The organism is Microbacterium sp. DT81.1, from assembly GCF_049844955.1.
GTDB lineage: Bacteria > Actinomycetota > Actinomycetes > Actinomycetales > Microbacteriaceae > Microbacterium.
This window is the reverse complement of the sequence record NZ_JBNCMA010000013.1, coordinates 1-21,095: the sequence shown is the minus strand read 5'-3', so window position 1 is coordinate 21,095 and position 21,095 is coordinate 1. Positions and strand designations below refer to the sequence as shown.

Sequence of the window (21,095 nt, the reverse complement as noted above, 5' to 3'; positions counted from 1 at the left end):
GCCGTTGTTCTTGCTCAACGGTGGTGCAGCCGTCGCCACTCTGACGCTGCTCGGGGCAACGACAAAAGGCGAAGATCTGAAACTCAACCGGAGCTGTCTCGCGCATCGGGCAAATGCCCCTCTCGTCCGTGTGTGGCGATAGTCGACATTGGGATTGACGCGTTCGCAAACGGAAACCCTGGCCGCACAGCGATCGAGAGCGGGCAAGAGACGATCCTCGCGCCGCGCCTTCGCAATGGGTGCAGCATTGAAGCGCTCCTGCTGCGGGTGTACGTTTCAACTGTGGAAGGATCCTCCTCCGGATCCGACCCCGACCGCGAGTTATCCGACCTTCGAGCGCGGTTGTATGGGCCGCATCCCGACGTTCAGAACGATTCCAAGGGGCTGGCGCGGCTCGCCGAACTCGAGGCGATGCGGGGTGCTCCATCTGCGTGGTCGGTGAGCGAACGTGTCAGAATCCCCGACGATTCATCGGCGCCGCTCTCTCCCGCGACGGCGGTCGCCGAAGGCGGAATGGTGGGTGCGTCGGCGGGAGGGACGGATCCGGGGCCGTCGTCGCCAGCGATGGAAGGCGGGCTCGGGTCGCTCTGGCGTCGTGCGGCGGCGACACGGTCGCGTCGAGTCGCTTGGGCGGTGGCCTTGTGGGTTGCCGTGGTTGCGTTGGTTGCCGTGGTGACCAACCTCGTCCTGGTGTCCGCGCCCCCGCACCCGGACGCTACTCTGCAACGGACGGCAGCACAGGCGGACGAGCAGGTCCTCAGGCTGGTGCGCGAAGAGCGGCCGCATTTCGAGATCGATGGGTCGACGCTCCGCGCCTACGGGTCATACCTGGGGCTCGAACTGTGGTCCGCCGAGAACGCTTTCGGCTCTCAATGTCTGATGGCGGTGGAACGGTCGAAAAACCTCTTCTCCGAAGCGGGTTGCGCTCCGCCGCCGGCGGACCTCTTCATCGACGTCTCCTCATGGGGTGACGCGTTCGACGGACACCCCGGCGAGGGCATCATCCGGTTCTTCCTCCGTGGCGCCACGGTGGACGCCTACATCTACTTCCTTCCGGGGGCAGACTGATGGAAAGACGCCCGCCCCCGTCAGACGCCGAGCGCGAACTGAACGAGCTGCGCGCGCGGGCGTACGGTCCGGATCCCGACATCGGGAGCGATCCGGCGGCGCTCGCGAGATTGGTGGAACTCGAGGCCGCTCACGTCGCCGACAGGGCTCCCCGCCCGCGCAGGGAGTTCCGCGCACCTCCCGCCGCGGATGCCTCGCAGACGGCGCCTCCCGTCACCGCCGACCCCGCGGCCCATCAAGTGGTCCCTCCAGGTGTGTCGATGGACGAGGCGCCGACGGTGACCTCGAGCATAAACTCCTGGCGGTCGCTCTGGCGGCGTGCCACCGTGACACGGTCGCGACGCATCTCGTTCATCGCCGCGATCGTGGTCGGCGCCCTTCTCGGATACGCCGTGACCGAAGTCCTCGGACCGCACCCTGATGAGACCCTGCATCCGACCGCGACGGCGGCCAAAGACCGGGTCATCCAGTTGATGGCGGCCATCGGAGTGGACGGCGATCTCTCCACCCTTCGCGGGTTCGAGCACTATCGCGACGTAGAACCGTGGTCCGTTGTGGACGCGGAGGGTCGCCGGTGCCTCATGGCTCTTGACTTGGGGCGAACCACCGGCCCGCCATCCCCCGAGGGCTGGCCGCGCGGGATCTTGAACGCTCAGTGCGTCCCTCCGGGCACCGAACTGTTCGTCGATCTCGGCGTGTGGCCCGCATTCAACGACGCCTACACCGAGGGGCTGCCGGACGGGACCATCATCCGCTTCCGCCTCCGCGAGGATGCGGTTCATGTCTTCCTCTACCCGGCGCCGGAAGCCGACTGACCTCGCCACGCAGCGGGTCCAATAGGCGAGCGTACATCGAAAGCAGACGTCGCCGTCGACGACCTCGACGTGTGGATACGAGGCCATCTGAGCTAGCGTCTCGCGGAACAGCTGCACCTACGCCGATGACGGCCGACGCCACGGCCAGCGTGATCCCAACCCACCCACGACCGCGACACCCGGGTCCTCGCCCGGACGCCTCATCGCGCTGCGGATCGCTTCGCTCCGCCTCGCATACCCCCGGACAAGGCGAGGCTCGCCGGGGTGGTTTCCGGAAGCCAATCGTCTCCGCAAACCGCGCGCCGTTATTCCTCCCCCAGTGGCGACGCGCCACCGTCCCTCCGGCCCGGACCACCCCCCTAGTTTCGCCGGAGGGACGGATCTCTCACCGACGCTGCCGGACTCCAGCCTCTCTTCGGTGAGGATTACATGCGTCATCGGTTCGACGCCCGCGTCGGTTAGCGGCGCGAAGACAGGACGCCGAGTTTTTCGGTTCAGTTCACCGGCCGAGCATCACAGCAACGCGCGAAGACCCGAAAGCGGTCTGAACCCAGTCGCGCCCGCTGAGGGATGCTCGCGCGGCATCGCTTCGTCGACGACGATCGTCCCGCTGTGATGGGTCAGTAGAACGCTGAACGCGGAGCGGACACTCGCGCGACGATCGTGGACATTCCTGGATCGTGTGCCCGGACAGGAATCAATATTCGAATCGTCACTATTTGGAGGCTAGATGCCCGCCGTAGATGAGCCCTTTCGCTCATGAAATCCTGGCGTCACACTAAGGCGTGTGGCGACCAAGATCGAGGATCGCTCGAGCCTCTAGGTGGTCAGCAACGAGCCGATGAGGTCGCGGTAGCCCATTTCGCGCCGGGTAGACCACGAGCTCGAGGCGAGATCCTCATCGAACGATCGGAGATCAGCATGAGGTACCTGTTATCCGGGGTCGATGGTAGCGATAGCCCGTTCAGCGACAGCCTGGGGATAGGCGTTGAGTGAGGCGCCGGGGCTGCTCGCCTCGCCCGGATTAGAAGGTGTGCCGATGAAGGGTGTGTACTTCTTCGCGGGCGAGGCCGCGGGAAACCTGCACCTGTACACCACTCATCCTCTCTTGGCCGATGATCAGCACTGGAACAGCGACCCTGCGAGTCGTAACCGAGTGATGGCCCGCATCGCAGCAGCCCACGCCAACACCGTGGTGATGAGCTATTGGGGCGACATGCCCAAATGGTCCCCGATGGCGTTGGACGGCTCGTCCTTGCCGGGGGTACTGGGAGCGGCCGAGGTGAACGGGCTCGTGATAATGCCGGCGATCGAGGGGGGAAGCGATCCGAAGAATCCACGAACTCGGCAGTGGCAGTTCGCCACCGACTTTCCCTCTCCGTCCGTGCATGGCCAGATCGCTCCCGGCCTGATCGCCCGGATCGGAAGATTGTTCAGGCTGTTCCACGACAAGATGCACCTGTGGGCCCAGCTCTACGACCACGCCGGGGAACCACGGTACGCGGTGCAGTTACTGCACGTGTGGTCATCGTTGCCCGAGACGACCGATGCCGCATTCGCCGCCGCCTTCACGCATGTCGCCAAGTTGGTCGAGGAGGCGTTCGGTATCCGAGTCGGTTTCTGCCTTGACGTAATCGGGCTCCAACCCGGGTTCATGGCCTCCCCGCACGGCACCGGAGCAGATCTCCGAGCTGAACCAGCCGTGCTGGCGATCAACGGCTTCCAGTCGGAGGTGTTCAGCGACAAGGTCCTCACCGGGCCGAAGATGGGACCACCGGTGGACAACAACGCGAGCAACCTCGAGACGTTGGCGGACTGGAAACGATCCGCCCTGCTCGATTGGGCCGCGACCGGCATCCCCGTGCTGCTGGACGTTTCCAACGGTATGGACGGACGCTATGTGTGGCGCGAGGTGGGCAGCGGCTTCTGGGGCGACAACCGGGACTACACCGAGGACCGTTGGCGCAACTGGGTCAGTCAGCTCAAGGGCCCCGCGATCGCTGGTATCACTGTGGACACGTGGAACGGCTACACCGAGGGATACGCGGCCGTCCCATCCTTCGAACACGGTGACGTCGTCACGCGATGGCTGGCGGACCTCCTCGAACCAGACCCCCGCCACTACAGCCACATGCACTATCGGTCGGGAGCAGCAACTCACCGGGTCTACGGCGCCATCTGCCAGAAATGGGTTTCCCTCGGCGCAGACCGCGGCTTCGGGTTCCCGACCAGCGATGAGATACCCGCATTGGACGGCAGAGTGTCGTACTTCTCCGATGACCCAAGCCTCCCGCAGACGCCGAACAAGGCGATCTACTGGAGTGAGCCGACCGGGGCACACGAAATACATGGATGGATCGCCCGGACTTACTGGGATCTACCGGACCAGAGCCGACTTGGACTCCCCATCGACGACCAGTCGACCACCGGGATAGGTGCAATCAGTCGCTTCGCGCGAGGAACAATCGAATGGTTCCCCGGACAAGATCATGGCCACATCACCTATTCGCCATGACGTAACACGTCCACCGCGTGAAAAAAGCGCCGCCCGAGCCGCCGCGCGATCCAGTCGTCGATGCGCGCTGGTCATGGGATCTCGCCCGGCTCGGTGAGGGCCGCGCCGCAGGAGGCAAGAATGGCTACGAGGACTGTCGTGAGCGTCGTCGATGACATCGATGGTTTCGCGGATGCGGAAACGGTCACGTTCACCTACGACGGCAAGACGTACGAGATCGACCTCGCACGCAAGAATCGTGATGCGCTTGCCGCCGCGCTTTCTCCGTTCGTCCAGGCCGCGCGATCCACGAGCCGGAAAGGTGCGCAACGACCCAAGTCCAGCGGCGATGAAGACGCCGCAGCAGTTCGTGCTTGGGCGGCGGGAAAAGGCATCGAGGTATCGAGCCGAGGTCGTGTCCCTCGTAGCCTGCGAGAACAGTACGAGAACCGCTGACCGCCTCGAACCGCACCAGACTCGATTGGTCGCACCGTATCCCGATGCCCACATGACGATCCCTCGCGGCCACCGCCGAGGCGTGGTTCGCCACCGGGTAGCGTTGGGCGACGGCCTCTAGCAGGACGTGTGGGTTCATCTGCATCCGGAGGGGGGCGTAGCTTCGGGCCGGAAACACGATCGACGGCTCGTGCTCGGCGTCGGAGCTCCGGCGTCTCCGGCCGGGCAGCCCCCGAACCCACCCCACACACGTCGCCAACTGATATAACCTCCAGCCTCTTACGGGACCGGTTCTAAGGGAAACACCGCCGGTTGTGTAGCTCCCTGCTCGCCCGACATAGCGAGGTCACCATTCGAGCGTCGTGTCCGCGTTGGGGGGGCCGGCAGACGCCGACAAACACATCCAAGGACAGCAAAGCCGTCGAACTCAAGTGTCTCGGTGACGATGCGGCGCTTGACTGAAACGTTCTCAGTCCGACGCGGGCGAACAGGCACGGCGACGGCGGGACGTGCCACGGTCATGCCAGAGATGCCAGTCAGGACGGACCGATGGTCAACGACACGCTGTCGGCGCTGGGGAGATACGGCTGTTGCGAAGGAGGCGGCAGCCCGCCGGACTACGACAACGGCTGGGCGAGTTGCAGTCGCGACCCGCGCCGGGAACCCGCTGCGGACCGCCGAGCGATGGTCCCTGGTCGTCGTACGCTCGGCAGTGCTCCCCCGCCTCGCCGATGTCCTAAATATCGTGAATGCGCGCCAATTGATTCCGCGGCCCTTCCGAAGTTTGCCTAATCGGACCGCCACCGCCAGTAGGTCCCTCGCCGACATTCGCCCCGCCAGGGCCCTCGACAATTATGCGGGCGGGAGAATCACCTGCTGTATCTGAACCGGTCTCCATGACGCGCAGGCTAGCGCCCGACGTCTTTCGGGCGAAGCACCCCTCTAATGAGACGGTTATCCGGTGCCGGAAAGCGGCCGCGGGCGGTAGTCAATCGGGACGAATTCAATACACCCCTCCGACATTGTCCCCTCGCAGTTCCGCGGGGCGCGTTCGAGATCCAGCGAGCTCGACCGGCGCGGGTTGCACCTTTACAGCATTGCCCTAGAAGGTAACGTCACACGCTGCTACATTCCGACCATGGACCTCGTCCGCTTCTCAGCTCCCGCGAACCTCGACGACGTAGATGGGAGTGAGGACTTTCACGAGCGGTGGCATGACCTCGTGAGCGCACTAATAAAGGAATCCACGAAGGTGAGCGGGCGTGGCGCTTACGTGAACCCTGCCCTGCGTGCGGTGCGGCGCGATCACGAACGGACTCTTACCTGGACCGGGCTGTCGAGGCCGTTGCTTATGCAGCATCGCGACAACCGGCGCGCGGCCTACGAGCAGTCCGAGAATCGCGATAAGCAGATCGAGTACTTGGAGTGGCACGTCACGAGGGTGGAGGGCCGGATTTCCCGCGTCACGTTCACTACTGAGACGCCCGAGTACTGGAAGCTCCTTGCGGCGCTCCATCGGGACGTCGTGTGGGACCTCTACAAGCGTTACGTCTCCCCGGACGTCGCTTTCGTTGATCTCTTCCCCGACTTATCTACCTACGATCCCCGGAACAGGTGGAACACGACGGACGGAATCATGCATTACATCATGCGTATCAATTCTTTGGGAGACCTTCTCGGCGTCTCCCAAGAGTACGAGCCGACTCACCACGCGGATGACGGCTACGACGCCCTCCCGTATTCCCGTGCCACGGGCGCTGATGCGCGAATCAACATGGACATCTGGGCGATGTCGCGCCAGGGCCTCCACGTTGCTACAGCCAATCGCCCGGGCCTGTACATGATCGGCTGGGACGACTCAGGCTGGACCAAACCCGACGGCAGCCCGGTCGACAACTACTGGACCGTCGACCGCGGGCTGAAGGGCGCGACAGTGAGGCTCAGCTATGAAGTGCCGGACACGGAGGGATTCCTGGTGGGCGACATTCGGATCGGTGATCGGCCGATCGAGTTCGGCAGCCAGATCGCCGAGCACATCACAATGGCGGCTCACGTCATTTGCGGTGATCCGTCATGACAGGCGAAGGAATGGAAGCTTTGGCGGGGATCATGGACGTCGGTGTTCAGCGACTGGCAGGCATCGCGTTGAAACAGTCGTCGACGGAGGACTCTCCTGTCGATGCCGATCTTGTACCCCTCGCATCCGTCCCGGCCGGCGAGCCGTTGATCGACGGCCAGGCAGCTGCCGACATCCAGGGGAATGTCTTCCCAGGCTTCAATAAGGATCATCAACGGTTCCTTTTCCTAACCATGAACGTCACGGACGACGCGCGCACATGGCTTCGTTGGCTTGCCCCACGTCTGTCCAGCATGCAGGAAGTGCTCGACTTCAGACGCGAATTCAGACGCGAGCGCTTGTTGACAGGCACGACTGAGCCATCCAAGCCCGCTACCTGGATCGCTTTCGCCCTGTCCCATCACGCCATCTGCAAGTTGCTCGGCAAGCATGCTGGGGATGAGATGGGCGACGAAGCATTTCGTCAGGGCATGGCGGCGCGCTCGACACTTCTCGGCGACCCAGCAGAGCAGTCTCTTCCAGGGCATCGCGAGCGCTGGCGAGTCGGTGGGCCGGATTCAGAGGTGGACTTCCTCGTCATCGTCGCCGCGGACATCGCGCAGGACGTTGAACAGGCTGCGGCGGAGATCGTGCAGGCGGCCGCACGCGGAGGGCTCACTCTGTCCTTCGAACAGGTCGGCGAAAACTTGCCTGGCAATCTCTCCGGACACGAGCACTTCGGATTCAAGGACGGCATATCGCAGCCGGGCATCCGTGGCGTGACCAGTGACGGAGAGCACCTCAGCCCGCGCTACCTCGACCCGCGCAATCCGCACTCGCGCATCTTCGGAAAGCCCGGACAACCCCTGGTTTGGCCAGGTCAGTTCCTCCTCGGCCTGCCACGCCAGGACCCAGCCGATCCCCTCGCTCCAGCCGAGGACAACGGGAACTTCCCCGCCTGGGCGCGTAACGGGTCCTACCTCGTCTGCAGGCGGCTCAACCAGGATGTTCCCGCATTCTGGGACTTCGCCGCAACAGCCAGCCGAGAGTACGGAACGTCGCCGGTGCGCTTCGCATCTATGATGGTGGGTCGATGGCCCAGCGGCGCACCCATCTCCCGCTCCCCGCACGAGGACGACCTCTCGCTGGCGGGCGACGAGTTCGCACACAATCACTTTCTCTTCGACGACGACACCACACATTGGTTGCCAAGTAAGGAACTGGCCGAGGCTGGCTATAAGGAGGACGATCACACGCGCGCGACGGCCGACATCTTCGGGCAGACCTGCCCGATGGCTGGGCATATCCGCAAGGTCAACCCACGCGACAGCGGTACCGACTTTGGCGCATCGGCCGACACGATGCTCAGACTGATGATGAGGCGCGGGATCCCGTATGGACCTGTTTTGGCCGGCGTGAAAGACCCCCCTCCCCAGTTGATAGCCGCAGAACGCGGCCTGATGTTTGTCGCCTATATGTCCTCGATCGAGGATCAGTTCGAATTCGTCACACGGCGCTGGGCAAACTCCTCCCTCCAGCCGAACGCGAGCGGACACGACCCGATCATCGGTCAGAGCGACGTGCACGGGGATCGTGAGCGGACCCTCGAACTGCGCCTACCCGGCGGTGACCGAGAGCGGTTTTCCCTTCCCCGCGAATGGATCACGCCTACTGGCGGTGGCTACTTCTTTGCACCGGCGATATCGGCCGTCGGCAATGTGCTTGCGAACGGAGAGGTCGGGGATCACTGAGCGGTCGAGGGACGAGCTGCCCACCGTGCTTAGGCGAGATGCGTCAGCCGGCGGCTACACTCGCGCCAGCCCGCCACGCACACTCCAGCGCTGAATCCAAGACTCGGCACACCACCTGTTCGGTGCTGCCCGGGTAGGGATGGTCGCTGACTCAACCAGTCGAAGTGATTGGAGCGCGATCCGGCGTCACTGGCCTCGACCCTGATTGCCCGCAAGCGGATCCCATCTGAGACGGCACTCGCCGCGACCTGGGACCCGTAAGCCGGCTGGATGGGTGACTGACTCCCAACGGCCGACAATGATCCTTTGGCTCCGGATCAGGCAGGCAGTCTGCCCCAGCCCTGGTACACGTTCCAGGGGTACCCCGAGTAGCCTCCAAGGTCTTGTCCTTCGTAAAGCACGGCGGGTGGCGCCGAACCGTCGACACGCACGGCCACCACTCCACTGACCCCGTCCGGCGCCGCGAGATCGGGCTGCGACCACGCCCGGTAGAGGAGCGTCGTGCTGTCGGGCGACCAGGTGACGCTGACCGGGAACCACATCCGCGGCTTGTCACTGGAGGGTGACTGCGGCGGAGCGATCACCGCCTGGGTCCCGAACGCTCCCAGCGGATCGTTGTCCCCGACGGGGACGACGACGGCTTCGCTTTCTTCTCGGCAGATACGCTCCTCGCCGGACTGGTCCACATATGTGTCACAGCTCCGCTGGAACGCGACGCGGTTTCCATCTGGTGACCACACCGGTCCGATGCCATGCATGACTCCGTAGTCGGCGACCAGGAGGCGTTGATCGGACCCGTCGGCGGCCATCACCCACAGGTCCAGGCGCGTTTCCGCGCCCCACCCTGCGAGGGCACGCTGTACGGCGAGCGCCTGGCCGTCGGGCGACACCGCCAACGCCACCGCATCCGACGTGTCCGGTACCGCGCGTGTCTCGTCGGTTGTCACGGAGTAGACCCGAATCCCGCTCTCGCTGGTGATGTAGAGCTCGGACACATCCGGCGCCCACTCGAGGTCGCTCGCGTCTATCTTCAACCGTCGGACCTCGCCGGAATCGGTGTCGAGCAGCCACACCTCGTCGACGTAATGCGGTTCACCGGACCGATGGTACGTGCCGGCCCCGAACGCGATCCACCGGCTATCGGCCGACCAGATGGGGCACGGCGGTGCAGACACGCCGTCGAGTGGGACGACTTCCGGCGCGGACAGATCCCCGTCGGCGCTCACCTCGCCGACGACGAGGGAGGCGTCCTCTCCGCCCGAGTCTGCGTCGTGGGTTGCCTGGCCGAACGCGAGCCGGGTGCCGTCGACCGAGAACGCGGGACACACGAGCTCGGCATCCTCACTGTCGGAACCGGCGATCCGGTGAGCGGATGAGCCGTCCTTGACAAGGTAAATGCCTCTTTCCAGCCCATTCATCTCAAACGCCACCCACCCGTTCGAGACGGTGCCGGGGTTGGGATCGCCGATACCGGGGACCGTGAGCGTCGGGCTGGGATCACCGGAAGCCACAGGACCCGGGCTGCTGCCGTTGCGGAGGGCCGCGGTGACGATGCCGCCGGTCACTGCGCCGACAAGGAGCAGCGCGAGAGAAGCTGCCACGAGTTGCATGCGGTAGCTGTCGGCGGAACGGATTCGCTGCGTGCCTGCCAGCACTAGATCCCGCATCTCGTCGTGTTCGCGGGCGGTCAGTTCGTCCTCGGTGCCCATCATTCCCCCATCGCAGTCATCTCGTCGCGAAGCTTCTCCCTGGCCCGCGTGAGGCGGGACTTCACCGTTCCGACCGGGATTCCCAGCGTCTGCGCGGTCTCCCGCTCCCCGTACCCCTCCAACACGGTCAGCACGACCACGCTCTGCTCTCGATGAGGCAGCCGCCTCAACGCCGCAAGCACTCCGCTCTCATCGTTCCCGGACAGCTCCCGGGGCGGGTCCGGTCGCGGAGCGCGAGCGATGAGTGCACCGTAGCGGCGTCTTGACCGCTCAAGGTTCCGCGCGCAATGCGCCACCGTATTCAACATCCACGGCAGCGGCGACCCTTCCACCAACCGCACCGAAGCGCGTTTTCGCCACAGTTCGAAGAAGGCGATCGTCACGGCATCCTTCGCGTCCTCCCGCGCCGTGAGCAATCGGCACGCGTGACGGAACAGGCGCGCCTCATGGCGGTCGAACAACGCAGCCAAACCCGCCGGATCTCCGGCGCAGACCAGCGCCCACTCCGCCGCCTCGTCGTTGCCCATACCTAGTAGTGTCCGCGAACCTCCGAAAGGTTCACGCGTCTCCAGAAAGATTTCCGTCGACGCTCCAGAACCCTGTCGTTGACGATCGACAGCGCGACCAGTGTCGGCAATCGATGCCAGCGTCCGCCGAGGGATCGATAGGCGGACCTCGCTGGGACGATGGTCGACCATCCCGCGCTCGGTGCCGGGTAGGATCGCCGCTGACTCAATCAGTCGACGTGTTCCGGCGGCGGGACGACGTCAACGCCGCCTCACGCGCCTTGCCCGCAAGTGGACCGGCTTACTGCCGAGCGATCAGTTGCCGCTTGTACGGTCGCGACTGGGGAGGCAAACCTAAACCAACGTCTGCAGACCAGCGACGTCGGGATCGAGCCCTCTCCCGGAGACTTCGACTCCGCGAGGAGCCCTATGGACTGGGCCAAAATCCGGGTGTTCAATGGTGCTGATCGGACCGCGGCAGCACGGTGAAGTCAAGGAGGACTCGATCATGCGTCGACTATTCATCCCGATAATCGCCTTGGCCCTCGTGTGCTCGAGCGCTGTCCCGGCGTCAGCGATCACCTTCGGAGACCTAGACGGCGAACTGCACCCAAACGTCGGCGTCGTCGTGATAGACCGGAATGCCGCCAGCCCGGGACCCGACATCACATGTTCGGGAACGCTCATCTCCGAAGACGTGTTCCTGACCGTGGCTCACTGCGTCGATGTGCTCGAAAGGGTCGGGCAGCCATACTGGGTTTCGTTCGCCACGACCTACGATGAGGATGCGTCCGCGCCAGCTGGGCTCATCGCTGGAACCGCGATCAAGCACCCCCTTTGGGGCTCGGGCGGTCAGGCCGACACGCACGACATCGCCGTCATACTGCTTGACAGCTCACCCGAAATCACCCCTGCTGAGCTGCCCACGGCGGGCCTCCTCGATCAACTGAAGGCGAGCGGACAGCTCCGCGACCAGACGTTCACCACAGTTGGCTACGGCGCCGTGCGCACGGACAAGACCGGCGGGCCGCACGCAAACGAGGGCCGCGACGGTGCGCGCCGTTACGCACTGCAGGGCTTCCAATCGCTGAGGCCGAACTCTCTCGAGCTGTCGCAAAATCCTTCCACCGGGGACGGAGGCATCTGTGCCGGCGACTCGGGAGGCCCGCACTTCCTTGGCGGGGTCGAGAGCGACCTTGTGGTCTCGACCACAGTACGGACGGACCGATGGTGCCGCGCCACCAACCAGACGTACCGGCTGGACACTCCGTCGGCCCGAGACTTCCTCGCATCGTTCGTCACCCTGCCCTGACCACAACTGGTCAAGCGGGCCACCCACCAGCAGGGACCCGGTCATTCTCAGCTAGCGTCGTTCCGCTCGCTCAGCGAGCGGCATCCCGTGCGGTAGTCGACCGTCCATCGAGCGCACGCTCCGTGTCGCTTTCAACGCCAACTATCCACAGCGGGGCTGCGAACGACATCGCGCTCGTCGGCGGCCACCTAGGCTCGACGAGTGCGTCTTCGTCCCTTTGATCGCCTCCTGGTGGGGACGTTGATTGCGGGGAGCTTGGTGACCTCGTCGTGTACGAAGACCGACCCAGCGAGTTCGATGGCGATTTGATGGAGGCGCTTCTCGAAACCGAGCTGGCCGCGGATCAAGCTCTGGCCGATGCCGGCGCCGGATGGATCGACGGAAACGAGGTCGGGAACTCCACCTACGAGCTTTACTTCATCGGTGAAGACCCCGAGCTCACGTGGAACATGCTCGAGCCCGTATTCGCCGAAGCGCCCGTGGCTTGGACACAAGTCGAGCTCAGGAACGGACTGGAATACACGGCCCCGACCGTCCTCAATAGTAGCCGCCGACCCGGCCGGCCCCTCCGTGAGCCTTGACCTACTCGGACCGATGTGGCGCAGGACAGGCCCGCCGACGCCCGTTGCTCCTGCTCAGCTCCGCGGCAGCTCGATCTTTCGCGCCGCTCCCATCACGCTCGGATGTGTAGATCGCGTCAATGGGTGATCCCGCTCCCCCACGTTGAAGCCGACCGCGATCGCTGCGCGGACCTCCTACGGGACGATTCTCAACGATCTTGTGCCTGTTGCCCGCATGACGATCCGTACTCGGGGCGGCGGTCTCGTCTCCGAGTTGGGCTAAGCCTGCACCGCGCCGAAGAACTCGCGTGCCGTTGCCAACTGGGCGAGTGCCATCACGCCGGCCACGGCGACGTAGATCAGCCCGATTGTGTCGATGCCGTACGCGATCGTGACCGCGGTCGCCAGCACTACGAGCCAGATCGAAGCCCACGCCCAGCGCTGCCTGGCGCGATAGGCGAACAACAACACCAGCAGGGCCAACGCGTTCACGACCGCGTAGGCGATGAACATCCGGCCCTCGTCCGCTGACGTCGCCACCAACAACGTCGCGACCAGGTGATTGAGCAGCATCCCAGCGTTCAGCACGATGAGCACGATCCAGCCGGCCTTCGCCAGTCCAGTTCTCATGCCGCGAGTGTAGGACCGTGTGCCACGCTGGCGACAGACGCGACGAGCGCTTGCGAGACGACGGCATCCTTCGCATTGCCTCCGGCACCGTATGGTGGCGTCCGCCCACCTACCGGTCCTCAGTAGGCGCCCCCCCCTGCGGGACGACAGTGAACAATCCCTCCACTACCGCCCGAGTAGGGATCGCGCGGTCACACGCTCGTTCGACTTCCAGCCGCAGTATGCGGCGAGGGTCAGGCGGACGCGCTCCCACTCAGGGGCTGGGCCATCACGATCCCCATGACCAGCACGATCGAGGCGGCGACCAACACGAATTCAAGCGGCTCACGTCGGTCACCGGTCACAGTGCAATGTATGAGGTACACGAGCACGGCTATCGCGACGATCGCCGCCCAGGCGAGCAGAACCCACGCTCCGATGAATAGCAGGCTGAGTGCGGAGCCACCCGAACTTGAAATCCCGTACCAGATGGCGTTTGCAATGGCGAGCATCGCGGCGGACCCGACAGCCATCGCGAGGGCAATGCACGACGCGACGACGCTCGAGTCAGCGTCTCTCGACGTCGTGGTTTTCATGAATCGAACGCTATGCCGGTTCGTGAAACGGCTCAACCGCAACAACATGAACAGTGGAGTGAGGGCGGGATGCCTCGGTCCTGCAGGACCGCTGACGGGCGACCTGCGCCCGGCAGCGACCGGACGAGTGCACAACAACGCGTCACTCTGAGTTCACGAGCAATGGGCCGGCAGACCCACGAAGTCGCAAGCATCGGCCAGCGTCCTTCAATCGGTCAATTCGCCGGCGACCAGTGTTGACTGCCCGCTGGGCGATGCTCACCGAGCGTGACATCAGGGCGCGGTGCGTTAGCTAGCCCTGCGACGGGTCGGCGGCCCTGTGGAAGACGTAGACCTCGACGTGGTCACCCTTGAGCACGAATCGGGTGAGACCCTCCGCCTCGAACCACACGTTCTCCGAGACGGTTTCGAGGCCTTTGGGGGAACACCCCTCGGAGCCGTTCCGCTCGCGGAGCGCATGCGTCGCCACGAGCAGACAGACCATGCCGTAGCGAGACTCTCCGCTCCAAACACGGTGACCATTGAAGCTCTCGTATTGCCGCAGCTCATCGGCAGTGAGACCGAGCGCGTCGAGAGTGCCGAGGTTGTCCTGCGGCTCATCGACGTCCGCACCGACCGACACCAATTCGAGCACGTAGTCCGGTGCGAGCACCTGTTCCGCTCCCCGGTCCTGCGCTTCTGGAATCAGCAACCAGCGGCGGCGGTGCCACCACGGTCCCGCGGGGGCTCCTCCGATGGGGTCGGAGTCGGCGATCCCGGCCTCGACGGGGTCGTACTCCTCACCCGACCCTCCGGCAGGCTCATGCTCGGCGAACGCGCCGTCGACAGCGTGCGGGACCGACGTCGAACTCGTACGAGGCCCTTCGACCGGCTCAGCGACCGGGACGCGTCCCGTGTCCAGGGCGGGGACGCTCGGGGCGGGATCGCCAACGGGTGTCAGCTGCCGGCGGTGGGCGGCCTCCAGTTCGGAAAGCCGAGCCTGAGCCGCCACATCGCCCGCGATCTCGGCTCCCCGTCCGTACGCGCGTCGGCGGAGGCGGTCCACGACGACTCGATCAGTCGGGATGACTCGACCGCAATCCCGGATTGCAGCAGCTGAACCACGCTGCGCGCAGAGGGATCCGCTACCGGACTTGTGCTGTCCCTCGGGCGGTCTGGTCGGTCGACCGCTCGCGCTGCATGTAACGTCAGCCTTGACAGGGTCACCGTGGCTCTCGAAGGAGCAAAACACCATGGGTGAGAAGTCCACGCGCAAAGAAGGCGGCAAAACGGCGCCTGCGAAGACCCTGAAAGAGAAGCGCACGGCGAAGGCCGACAAGAAGGCGGCGAACAATCGAGTCGCCAACACCGATGCCGTCACTCGAGTCAAGAACCGTTGAAGGCCACTCCGCGGGCCCCTGAGCGCCGCTGGGCGTCCCGTCCCGTCACCGGTCCGACCACTCCGGCAAGGAAAAGTCTCGAGCCGAGACAGTAGCGATGACTGACAGTCACGTAGATCTTTGGTGGCTGCCCGTCCGCGCCGGCGGGCGCGTGGTGATCCACACCAGCAGGTGGTGGGAACTCATGCGAGCTCGCGGAGAGCATCGCGCGCCGCAACCGCTGTTCCACGCCGCGCTCGAAGTGATCGTCGACGAGCGGCCCCATCTGATCAAGATGACTCCGGCGTGGGGCGTGCCGACGACTTCCCACGGAGTGGTCGCCAGCGGACCCGTGGGAGCGCGTTGGCTGGGCCGCTCGCGATTCTTTCGCTACGAGATACGGTGCTGGCCGGACGGCATACTGCCCGACCCTGCGTGGGCGATCGACTCGCCCGTGCGATTCGCCCTCCCGCAGGTGGAGGCGCGCGCCCTCCTAGCACGCGTGAGCACCGTGCCGACACCCACCTGGGGGCGCGACGCCTTCCGATGCGGCGACATGTGGAACTCCAACTCCCTCGTGTCTTGGCTCCTTCAGACCTCCGGGATCGATGCGACGCGGATCCGGCCACCCGGCGACGGGCGTGCGCCAGGCTGGGCATCCGGCATCGCCTTGCGCTTCGGTGCCGTTCAGGCGGGTCGGTGAGCACCTGGGGCGGCGGGCCGCGCCGATGAGGGTCGCGATGCTGGGTCCGATCGCGTGGCGGACGCCGCCGCGACACTATGGCCCGTGGGAGCGTGTCACGAGCTTGTTGACCGAAGGTCTTGTGCGCCGTGGCGTGGATGTCACCCTCTTCGCTACGGCCGATTCTCTGACATCGGCCACGCTCGAATCGGTTGCACCCCACGGCTACGCCGAGGATGCCGGCATGGATGGCCGGGTGTGGGAGGCGCTCCACATTGCACATGCCTTTGAACGGTCGGGCGACTTCGACATCGTGCACAATCAGCTCGACTGGCTCCCGCTCGTCTTCGGCGCTCAATGCGCCGCACCCATGGTGACGACGATCCACGGCTTCTCCGGCGACGCGATCCTGCCGGCATACGAACTTTCGTCGTCGGCGTTCGTTTCGATTTCGGACGCGGACCGGTCCCCTTCCCTCGAGTATCTGGCGACGGTTCACCACGGCATCGATATGACCGAGTTCGAGGGCAGCTCGGCATCTACGGGCGAGGACCTGGTGGTCTTCGGGCGCATCCACCCCGACAAGGGCATCGCCGATGCGATCGAGATCGCCCGGCGCACGGGGCGCCGACTGGTCATCTGCGGGATCATTCAGGATGCCGCGTACTTCGAGGCGGTGATCAAACCCCACATCGACGGCGACAGGGTCGTCTATCGCGGATCCGTCGGGCCCTCGGAGCGGCTTGAGGTGCTGACTTCAGCGGCCGTGCTGCTGCATCCGATCCATTTCGATGAGCCGTTCGGGCTGTCCGTTGTCGAGGCGATGGCCTGCGGAACGCCGGTCGTCGCCTATCGGCGCGGATCCATGCCCGAAATCATCGACGACGGAGTCACTGGGTTCCTGGCAGAGGACATCGATGACGCCGTCGCCCTTGTCGACGCGGGCGCGGCGCTTGATCGGACCGCGGTCGCCGTGAGGGCCCGCGCCCGCTTCGACGTCGAGCGCATGGTCGACGGCTACCTTCAGGTGTACCGGTTGCTCCTGAGCGGCCAGGAGGCCTCGCATGAGCGTGGTGTAGTGTGCGGAACACAGCGCGGCGGGTTCGGCCCGACGTGTAACCGGACCGCGGCGACGCAGGCGTAGTTCCACGAGGGATGCCGTCGGCAGACGTCTCGAAGAACCTCGGCGTCGTATGACTCCGAGGCCGACAGAGATGGTCGCCATGACCCACTTCGGTTTTCTGTCCACGTATCCGCCCACCCGCTGTGGGCTCGCCACCTTCACCGAAGCGCTGGCGAGCGAGCTTGCGACAGATGGAGTGCGGGCGCCCATCATCGTGCGCGCCCTCGATGTTCGCGACAGCGGGCCTAATCCGGCAGTGGTCGGCCGCGTCCCGACGACGACCGAACTGATCGCGCGCGACCGTGTGAGCATGCGGACGGCTGTCCGGGCGCTCGATGGATGCGACGTCGCGATCGTGCAGCACGAGTACGGCATCTACGGCGGACCCGATGGCGACGAGATCATCCCGCTGCTCAGATCTCTGGCGACACCCGCGATCGTCGTGCTCCACACGGTGCTCAGCGAGCCCACGCCGCATCAACGAGCAGTACTCGAAACGGTGTGCAAGCTGGCTGCGACCGTCGTGGTGATGACCGACAACGCGCGAGAGATTCTCAATCGGTCGTACAACGTCAAACCATCCAAGGTTCACGTGATTCCTCACGGCGTCCCGGTGCCCCGCGCGACCTCGGTGACAAAGCGCACCGGCTCGAAGCGGATCCTCACCTGGGGACTCATCTCGCCGGGCAAGGGACTCGAGTGGGGCATTCGCGCGATTGCGGGCCTGCGCGACACGGTTCCCCCCATCGAGTACGTCATCGCCGGCCAGACCCACCCCAAAGTTCTCGCGCATGATGGCGAGCGGTACCGTGAAGCGCTGCAGCAGCTCATCACTGACCTGAGCCTCGGCGCGATCGTCACGCTCGATGACCGCTACCGCGACGCCACAGAGCTTGCGGAACTCGTCGCCGGCGCCGACGTCGTCCTGCTGCCCTACGACTCGCGCGATCAGGCCACGTCGGGAGTGCTGATCGAGGCTGTAGCCGCGGGCGTGCCGGTGGTCGCAACCGGCTTTCCGCACGCGGTCGAGCTGTTGGGCCGCGGCGCGGGCGTCATCGCGAGGCACCAGGACCCGGAGTCGATGGCCGCCGCCATCCGCACGATCCTCGGAGCAGAGGGAGCGGCGGAACAGATGCATCAAGCGGGGCTGCGTGACACGCATGATTTCTCGTGGCCGAGAGTCGCCGATCACTATCGCGCGATCGCCCATCGCATGGTGAGGGTTGCGGCGTGACCAGAGACAAAGACGACATCGGGTCCGGGAGCCGGCCCTCTTTCTCGCATCTCATCGCGCTGTCCGATGACCACGGCGTCTTCGAACACGCACTCCTCGATGTGCCGCGCCGCGATCACGGATACTGCGTTGATGATGTAGCGCGTGCGCTCGTCGTCCTGTTGCGAGAACCTGCGCCGACTCCGGCTCTGCTCCGACTCACCGACACGTGCTTTCGTTTCCTGGAGGGTGCCGTCGACAAAGACGGCCGCGTGCACAACCGGATGGCGGCCGGCGGCGGCTGGACAGACGAACCGGCACTCGGCGACTGGTGGGGCCGAGCGCTTCAAGCCCTCGGCGCCGCAGCCGCCCACGCTCCGACGGGCCAGACCCGTTCCCGCGCGCTGACCGCGTTCCATCGCGCGGCCTCCGTGCGATCGCCGCATGGAAGAGCTCTGGCGTTCGCGACGCTCGGAGCCGCGGACGTCCTCGCCGCATACCCCGACGATCTCTGTGCCCGTGCTCTGCTGCTGGACGGGATCTCGTCGATCCCAACCCCGCCCGATGACAGCTGGCCATGGCCAGAGCAGCGGCTCCGCTACGCCAACGCCGCGCTCCCGGAGGCGCTCCTGGCCGGCGGCACAGCGACAGACAACCCTCGCATCGTCGCGCGCGGCCTTTCCATGCTGCGCTTCCTCGTGGATCTCGAGACGAGCCACGGGCACCTTTCGGTGACAGGGACCGACGGGCGCGGTCCCGCGCAGCGGTCCGCGCAATTCGATCAGCAGCCGATCGAAGTCGCGGCCATCGCCGACGCGTGCGCGCGCGCCTACGAACTCACCGGCGAGTCCTCGTGGCGCGGTGGCGTCGCCTCTGCCTGGGCATGGTTCGCGGGCGACAACGACGCCGCCACCGCCATGTTCGACCCCGAATCGGGCGCCGGCTTCGATGGGCTCGAAGCGAACGGCCGCAACGAAAACCGCGGCGCAGAATCGACGCTCGCGGCGCTCAGCACCTACCAGCACGCTCGACGCGTCGGCGTGCTCGAGCTGATTCCGTCGTCGGGACAGCGTATTCTCAGTGGTCGTCAGTGAACGGTTCCCCTCGTTGCAGCATTTCGACGTACTGGGCAACGCGTGCGGCTCGCGAGGCTGGCCGCTTGTGACTGGCCACGCGGAAGGCCATCGCGAATCGGTTCTGCAGGCGCGCGCGCGGACCTCTGCGGGCGTGAAGTGTCACGCCGGGTTGCGAGAGAGTGGAGACCAGAGTGCCCACGATGGCGGGTACACATACAACTTTCCCTGCACGGTAGCGCCGGGAATTCACCCCGGCTACCGTCGCCTGACGTCACACCACAAATGGTGGGGGGCTGCAGGCGACCTCCGGGAAGCGATCCGTCGCGCCCCGGTCTCTCGCAGACATGCCGCTTCACACCCTCACTCGTTCATGAATCCGAATCGGCCGCGCGCCATGGTCCGCGGTCCGGACACGGCGTGGATAGCGATCCACGAGTGGGAACCCACCACTCACCTTCGGCGTCGGTGACGGGGAGCTCCCGCCGCTGTCTATGAGCGTGGCGACCGCGTACTTCTCGTGGGCGGACGCCCGGTTGCGGAATGGTGCAGGTCAGTGCGCTTCGTGCAGCTTCCTGGTGACTTCTGGTGTCTTGCCGTTCTCGTGGGCGGGAGGTTCGGGCACCGCGTAGAGTCCGGTGGGCGAGTTCGCGGTGGACATCAGCGCATCGACCCAGGCCCGATTGATCACCGGTGCTTTGCTGCCGTAGAACGTGTACACGACCGAGACGCGGGGATGGATCCAGACGGTCGTTCTGCCGTTGCCGATGCTCTCGTCGTCTTTCCAGGTGAAGTGGAACGACTCGCCACGGCGGATTTTCGCTCCGATCACCAGCTGCAGGTGGGCCAGCAGACGATCGCCGAAATCGACCTTCACCAGCCCGTCGTAGATGAACTTGCCCATGATCGCGCCTCTCCAGAGGGCTGCGTCGATGGGCTCTCGGTCGGTGCCGAGCGTGCCACCCGAAGAAACGGCCGGTGACTCCAGTATGGGCTCGTTCCTCTTTCCGCGATACGGAGAACCTTGGCCGCGGCGAGAATCGCCATCGCGGGCCAGCGGCGGTGAGTCACCGGTCCGGTAGGCAGCCCGCCGGCGGTACGCGCAGTCTCAGACGATGTCGTCCCAGTTGCGCTGAGCGGAGCGGAGGTCTTCGACGTCCTCCTCGGCAAGTGGAAACCCGCGGGGGCACTCGAGGGCTTCGGTCTGCTCCATCAGCGTGAGCAGCGTAGCGTCCTCAAGCAACTCGTCCCGGATGCCGTCCACCGTGACGGCCGACATGTCGCTGAGCCAGCCCACCCTCAGCTGCACACGGGCTATGCGGCCGCCCGCGGTGACGAAAGGGATATCCACCACATCCACGGCGCGATCCCTGGCCAAGGCGAGACCGTAGCCCGTCACGGCATCCGCCAGCTCGGTGCCCGTGGAGTACGACCCGTACGCCGTGACGATGGTCTTCATGAGGCTCTCAGCCCTCCATCCATCCGACGCGGCGCAGCTTCTCGGTGCGTTCGGCCCACCGTGCACCCCTCCCCCCGGATCACCTCACCCCCTTGACAAAAGCCCCACATCACGCGCGCCCGCTCCGGAGCGCCTCCGTCCTGAACGTGCAAGGAGGGGCTCGCGGGGCGGTGCTGGGATAGCGTCGAGCTCAGTGTCAGGGTGACAGTGCCGCGTTGCGGTGGTTGGATCCTGATCACTTGGTGTCTGGCTCTT

The 21,095-nt window shown here is 65.3% G+C and carries 21 protein-coding genes; 13 read left to right on the top strand and 8 right to left on the bottom strand.

The features are described from left to right. Nucleotides 1-672 precede the first annotated feature (672 nt). The 6 genes from ACLQ2Q_RS21630 (at nucleotide 673) to ACLQ2Q_RS21605 (ending at nucleotide 8,640) form a co-directional block, all read left to right on the top strand. A complete protein-coding gene (locus tag ACLQ2Q_RS21630) occupies nucleotides 673-1,068 on the top strand; it encodes a hypothetical protein (protein WP_425823849.1) in 396 nt (131 codons plus the stop codon). Next, nucleotides 1,068-1,883 carry a hypothetical protein gene (locus ACLQ2Q_RS21625; RefSeq protein ID WP_425823847.1) on the top strand — a complete coding sequence of 272 codons (816 nt, stop codon included), beginning with the start codon at nucleotides 1,068-1,070 and terminating at the stop codon, nucleotides 1,881-1,883. The genes ACLQ2Q_RS21630 and ACLQ2Q_RS21625 overlap by 1 nt, the downstream gene beginning before the upstream one ends. Nucleotides 1,884-2,922: 1,039 nt before the next feature. Further along, nucleotides 2,923-4,398 (top strand): LGFP repeat-containing protein, encoded by a 1,476-nt coding sequence (locus tag ACLQ2Q_RS21620; RefSeq protein WP_425823845.1) that lies wholly within the window; start codon nucleotides 2,923-2,925, stop codon nucleotides 4,396-4,398. Between the two features lie 60 nt (nucleotides 4,399-4,458). After that, a complete protein-coding gene (locus tag ACLQ2Q_RS21615) occupies nucleotides 4,459-4,833 on the top strand; it encodes a histone-like nucleoid-structuring protein Lsr2 (protein WP_425823843.1) in 375 nt (124 codons plus the stop codon). 1,138 nt (nucleotides 4,834-5,971) lie between these two features. Further along, a complete protein-coding gene (locus tag ACLQ2Q_RS21610; protein WP_425823841.1) occupies nucleotides 5,972-6,910 on the top strand; it encodes a hypothetical protein in 939 nt (312 codons plus the stop codon). Next, on the top strand, nucleotides 6,907-8,640 hold the full coding sequence (locus tag ACLQ2Q_RS21605) for a Dyp-type peroxidase (RefSeq protein ID WP_425823839.1): 1,734 nt from the start codon (nucleotides 6,907-6,909) through the stop codon (nucleotides 8,638-8,640). Before ACLQ2Q_RS21610 ends, ACLQ2Q_RS21605 begins: the two co-directional genes overlap by 4 nt. 317 nt (nucleotides 8,641-8,957) lie before the next feature. On the opposite strand, the gene ACLQ2Q_RS21600 is transcribed toward ACLQ2Q_RS21605, so the two are convergent. Together ACLQ2Q_RS21600 and ACLQ2Q_RS21595 are read right to left on the bottom strand one after the other, a co-directional pair. Continuing rightward, nucleotides 8,958-10,352, bottom strand: coding sequence for a TolB family protein (locus ACLQ2Q_RS21600; RefSeq protein WP_425823837.1), 1,395 nt, complete (start codon nucleotides 10,350-10,352; stop codon nucleotides 8,958-8,960). Further along, nucleotides 10,349-10,876: an RNA polymerase sigma factor gene (locus tag ACLQ2Q_RS21595; protein ID WP_425823835.1), complete on the bottom strand. Its 528-nt coding sequence runs from the start codon at nucleotides 10,874-10,876 to the stop codon at nucleotides 10,349-10,351. The genes ACLQ2Q_RS21600 and ACLQ2Q_RS21595 overlap by 4 nt, the downstream gene beginning before the upstream one ends. A gap of 436 nt (nucleotides 10,877-11,312) precedes the next feature. Here ACLQ2Q_RS21595 and ACLQ2Q_RS21590 point away from each other — a divergent pair, with 436 nt between their 5' ends. Further along, nucleotides 11,313-12,167, top strand: coding sequence for a trypsin-like serine protease (locus ACLQ2Q_RS21590; protein WP_425823833.1), 855 nt, complete (start codon nucleotides 11,313-11,315; stop codon nucleotides 12,165-12,167). A 269-nt stretch (nucleotides 12,168-12,436) separates the two neighbouring features. Continuing rightward, a complete protein-coding gene (locus tag ACLQ2Q_RS21585; protein WP_425823831.1) occupies nucleotides 12,437-12,748 on the top strand; it encodes a hypothetical protein in 312 nt (103 codons plus the stop codon). A 258-nt stretch (nucleotides 12,749-13,006) separates the two neighbouring features. Here ACLQ2Q_RS21585 and ACLQ2Q_RS21580 read toward each other — a convergent pair whose 3' ends face one another. From ACLQ2Q_RS21580 to ACLQ2Q_RS21570, 3 genes are all read right to left on the bottom strand, one after another. Then, nucleotides 13,007-13,357: a hypothetical protein gene (locus tag ACLQ2Q_RS21580; RefSeq protein ID WP_425823829.1), complete on the bottom strand. Its 351-nt coding sequence runs from the start codon at nucleotides 13,355-13,357 to the stop codon at nucleotides 13,007-13,009. A 233-nt stretch (nucleotides 13,358-13,590) separates the two neighbouring features. Further along, nucleotides 13,591-13,932, bottom strand: coding sequence for a hypothetical protein (locus ACLQ2Q_RS21575; protein WP_425823827.1), 342 nt, complete (start codon nucleotides 13,930-13,932; stop codon nucleotides 13,591-13,593). Between the two features lie 292 nt (nucleotides 13,933-14,224). Continuing rightward, on the bottom strand, nucleotides 14,225-14,977 hold the full coding sequence (locus ACLQ2Q_RS21570) for a hypothetical protein (protein ID WP_425823825.1): 753 nt from the start codon (nucleotides 14,975-14,977) through the stop codon (nucleotides 14,225-14,227). A 187-nt stretch (nucleotides 14,978-15,164) separates the two neighbouring features. Here ACLQ2Q_RS21570 and ACLQ2Q_RS21565 point away from each other — a divergent pair, with 187 nt between their 5' ends. The 5 genes from ACLQ2Q_RS21565 (at nucleotide 15,165) to ACLQ2Q_RS21545 (ending at nucleotide 19,402) form a co-directional block, all read left to right on the top strand. Further along, nucleotides 15,165-15,311, top strand: a complete 147-nt coding sequence (locus ACLQ2Q_RS21565) for a hypothetical protein (RefSeq protein ID WP_425823823.1) — start codon at nucleotides 15,165-15,167, stop codon at nucleotides 15,309-15,311. Between the two features lie 97 nt (nucleotides 15,312-15,408). Continuing rightward, the gene (locus tag ACLQ2Q_RS21560; RefSeq protein ID WP_425823821.1) at nucleotides 15,409-15,993 is read left to right on the top strand and encodes a hypothetical protein; all 585 of its coding nucleotides are present in this window, start codon (nucleotides 15,409-15,411) and stop codon (nucleotides 15,991-15,993) included. A gap of 25 nt (nucleotides 15,994-16,018) precedes the next feature. Then, nucleotides 16,019-17,116 carry a glycosyltransferase family 4 protein gene (locus ACLQ2Q_RS21555; RefSeq protein ID WP_425823819.1) on the top strand — a complete coding sequence of 366 codons (1,098 nt, stop codon included), beginning with the start codon at nucleotides 16,019-16,021 and terminating at the stop codon, nucleotides 17,114-17,116. A 79-nt stretch (nucleotides 17,117-17,195) separates the two neighbouring features. Beyond that, nucleotides 17,196-18,329: a glycosyltransferase gene (locus ACLQ2Q_RS21550; RefSeq protein WP_425823817.1), complete on the top strand. Its 1,134-nt coding sequence runs from the start codon at nucleotides 17,196-17,198 to the stop codon at nucleotides 18,327-18,329. Next, nucleotides 18,326-19,402, top strand: coding sequence for a glycosyltransferase (locus ACLQ2Q_RS21545; RefSeq protein ID WP_425823815.1), 1,077 nt, complete (start codon nucleotides 18,326-18,328; stop codon nucleotides 19,400-19,402). Before ACLQ2Q_RS21550 ends, ACLQ2Q_RS21545 begins: the two co-directional genes overlap by 4 nt. On the opposite strand, the gene ACLQ2Q_RS21540 is transcribed toward ACLQ2Q_RS21545, so the two are convergent. The 3 genes from ACLQ2Q_RS21540 to ACLQ2Q_RS21530 form a co-directional block, all read right to left on the bottom strand. Beyond that, nucleotides 19,386-19,547, bottom strand: a complete 162-nt coding sequence (locus tag ACLQ2Q_RS21540) for a YdeI/OmpD-associated family protein (RefSeq protein ID WP_425823813.1) — start codon at nucleotides 19,545-19,547, stop codon at nucleotides 19,386-19,388. The two genes, ACLQ2Q_RS21545 and ACLQ2Q_RS21540, sit on opposite strands and share 17 nt — an antisense overlap. 387 nt (nucleotides 19,548-19,934) lie before the next feature. Then, nucleotides 19,935-20,285, bottom strand: a complete 351-nt coding sequence (locus tag ACLQ2Q_RS21535) for an ATP-dependent DNA ligase (RefSeq protein ID WP_425823811.1) — start codon at nucleotides 20,283-20,285, stop codon at nucleotides 19,935-19,937. 204 nt (nucleotides 20,286-20,489) lie between these two features. Next, nucleotides 20,490-20,840, bottom strand: a complete 351-nt coding sequence (locus tag ACLQ2Q_RS21530; RefSeq protein ID WP_425823809.1) for a hypothetical protein — start codon at nucleotides 20,838-20,840, stop codon at nucleotides 20,490-20,492. Nucleotides 20,841-21,095: the final 255 nt, after the last annotated feature.

Coding starts and splice junctions, on each gene's coding strand:
- ACLQ2Q_RS21625 (WP_425823847.1), top strand. CDS start 1,068: ATGGAAAGACGCCCGCCCCCGTCAGACGCCGAGCGCGAACTGAACGAG.
- ACLQ2Q_RS21620 (WP_425823845.1), top strand. CDS start 2,923: ATGAAGGGTGTGTACTTCTTCGCGGGCGAGGCCGCGGGAAACCTGCAC.
- ACLQ2Q_RS21615 (WP_425823843.1), top strand. CDS start 4,459: ATGCGCGCTGGTCATGGGATCTCGCCCGGCTCGGTGAGGGCCGCGCCG.
- ACLQ2Q_RS21610 (WP_425823841.1), top strand. CDS start 5,972: ATGGACCTCGTCCGCTTCTCAGCTCCCGCGAACCTCGACGACGTAGAT.
- ACLQ2Q_RS21605 (WP_425823839.1), top strand. CDS start 6,907: ATGACAGGCGAAGGAATGGAAGCTTTGGCGGGGATCATGGACGTCGGT.
- ACLQ2Q_RS21600 (WP_425823837.1), bottom strand. CDS start 10,352: ATGATGGGCACCGAGGACGAACTGACCGCCCGCGAACACGACGAGATG.
- ACLQ2Q_RS21595 (WP_425823835.1), bottom strand. CDS start 10,876: ATGGGCAACGACGAGGCGGCGGAGTGGGCGCTGGTCTGCGCCGGAGAT.
- ACLQ2Q_RS21590 (WP_425823833.1), top strand. CDS start 11,313: ATGGTGCTGATCGGACCGCGGCAGCACGGTGAAGTCAAGGAGGACTCG.
- ACLQ2Q_RS21580 (WP_425823829.1), bottom strand. CDS start 13,357: ATGAGAACTGGACTGGCGAAGGCCGGCTGGATCGTGCTCATCGTGCTG.
- ACLQ2Q_RS21575 (WP_425823827.1), bottom strand. CDS start 13,932: ATGAAAACCACGACGTCGAGAGACGCTGACTCGAGCGTCGTCGCGTCG.
- ACLQ2Q_RS21565 (WP_425823823.1), top strand. CDS start 15,165: ATGGGTGAGAAGTCCACGCGCAAAGAAGGCGGCAAAACGGCGCCTGCG.
- ACLQ2Q_RS21560 (WP_425823821.1), top strand. CDS start 15,409: ATGACTGACAGTCACGTAGATCTTTGGTGGCTGCCCGTCCGCGCCGGC.
- ACLQ2Q_RS21555 (WP_425823819.1), top strand. CDS start 16,019: ATGAGGGTCGCGATGCTGGGTCCGATCGCGTGGCGGACGCCGCCGCGA.
- ACLQ2Q_RS21550 (WP_425823817.1), top strand. CDS start 17,196: ATGACCCACTTCGGTTTTCTGTCCACGTATCCGCCCACCCGCTGTGGG.
- ACLQ2Q_RS21535 (WP_425823811.1), bottom strand. CDS start 20,285: ATGGGCAAGTTCATCTACGACGGGCTGGTGAAGGTCGATTTCGGCGAT.
- ACLQ2Q_RS21530 (WP_425823809.1), bottom strand. CDS start 20,840: ATGAAGACCATCGTCACGGCGTACGGGTCGTACTCCACGGGCACCGAG.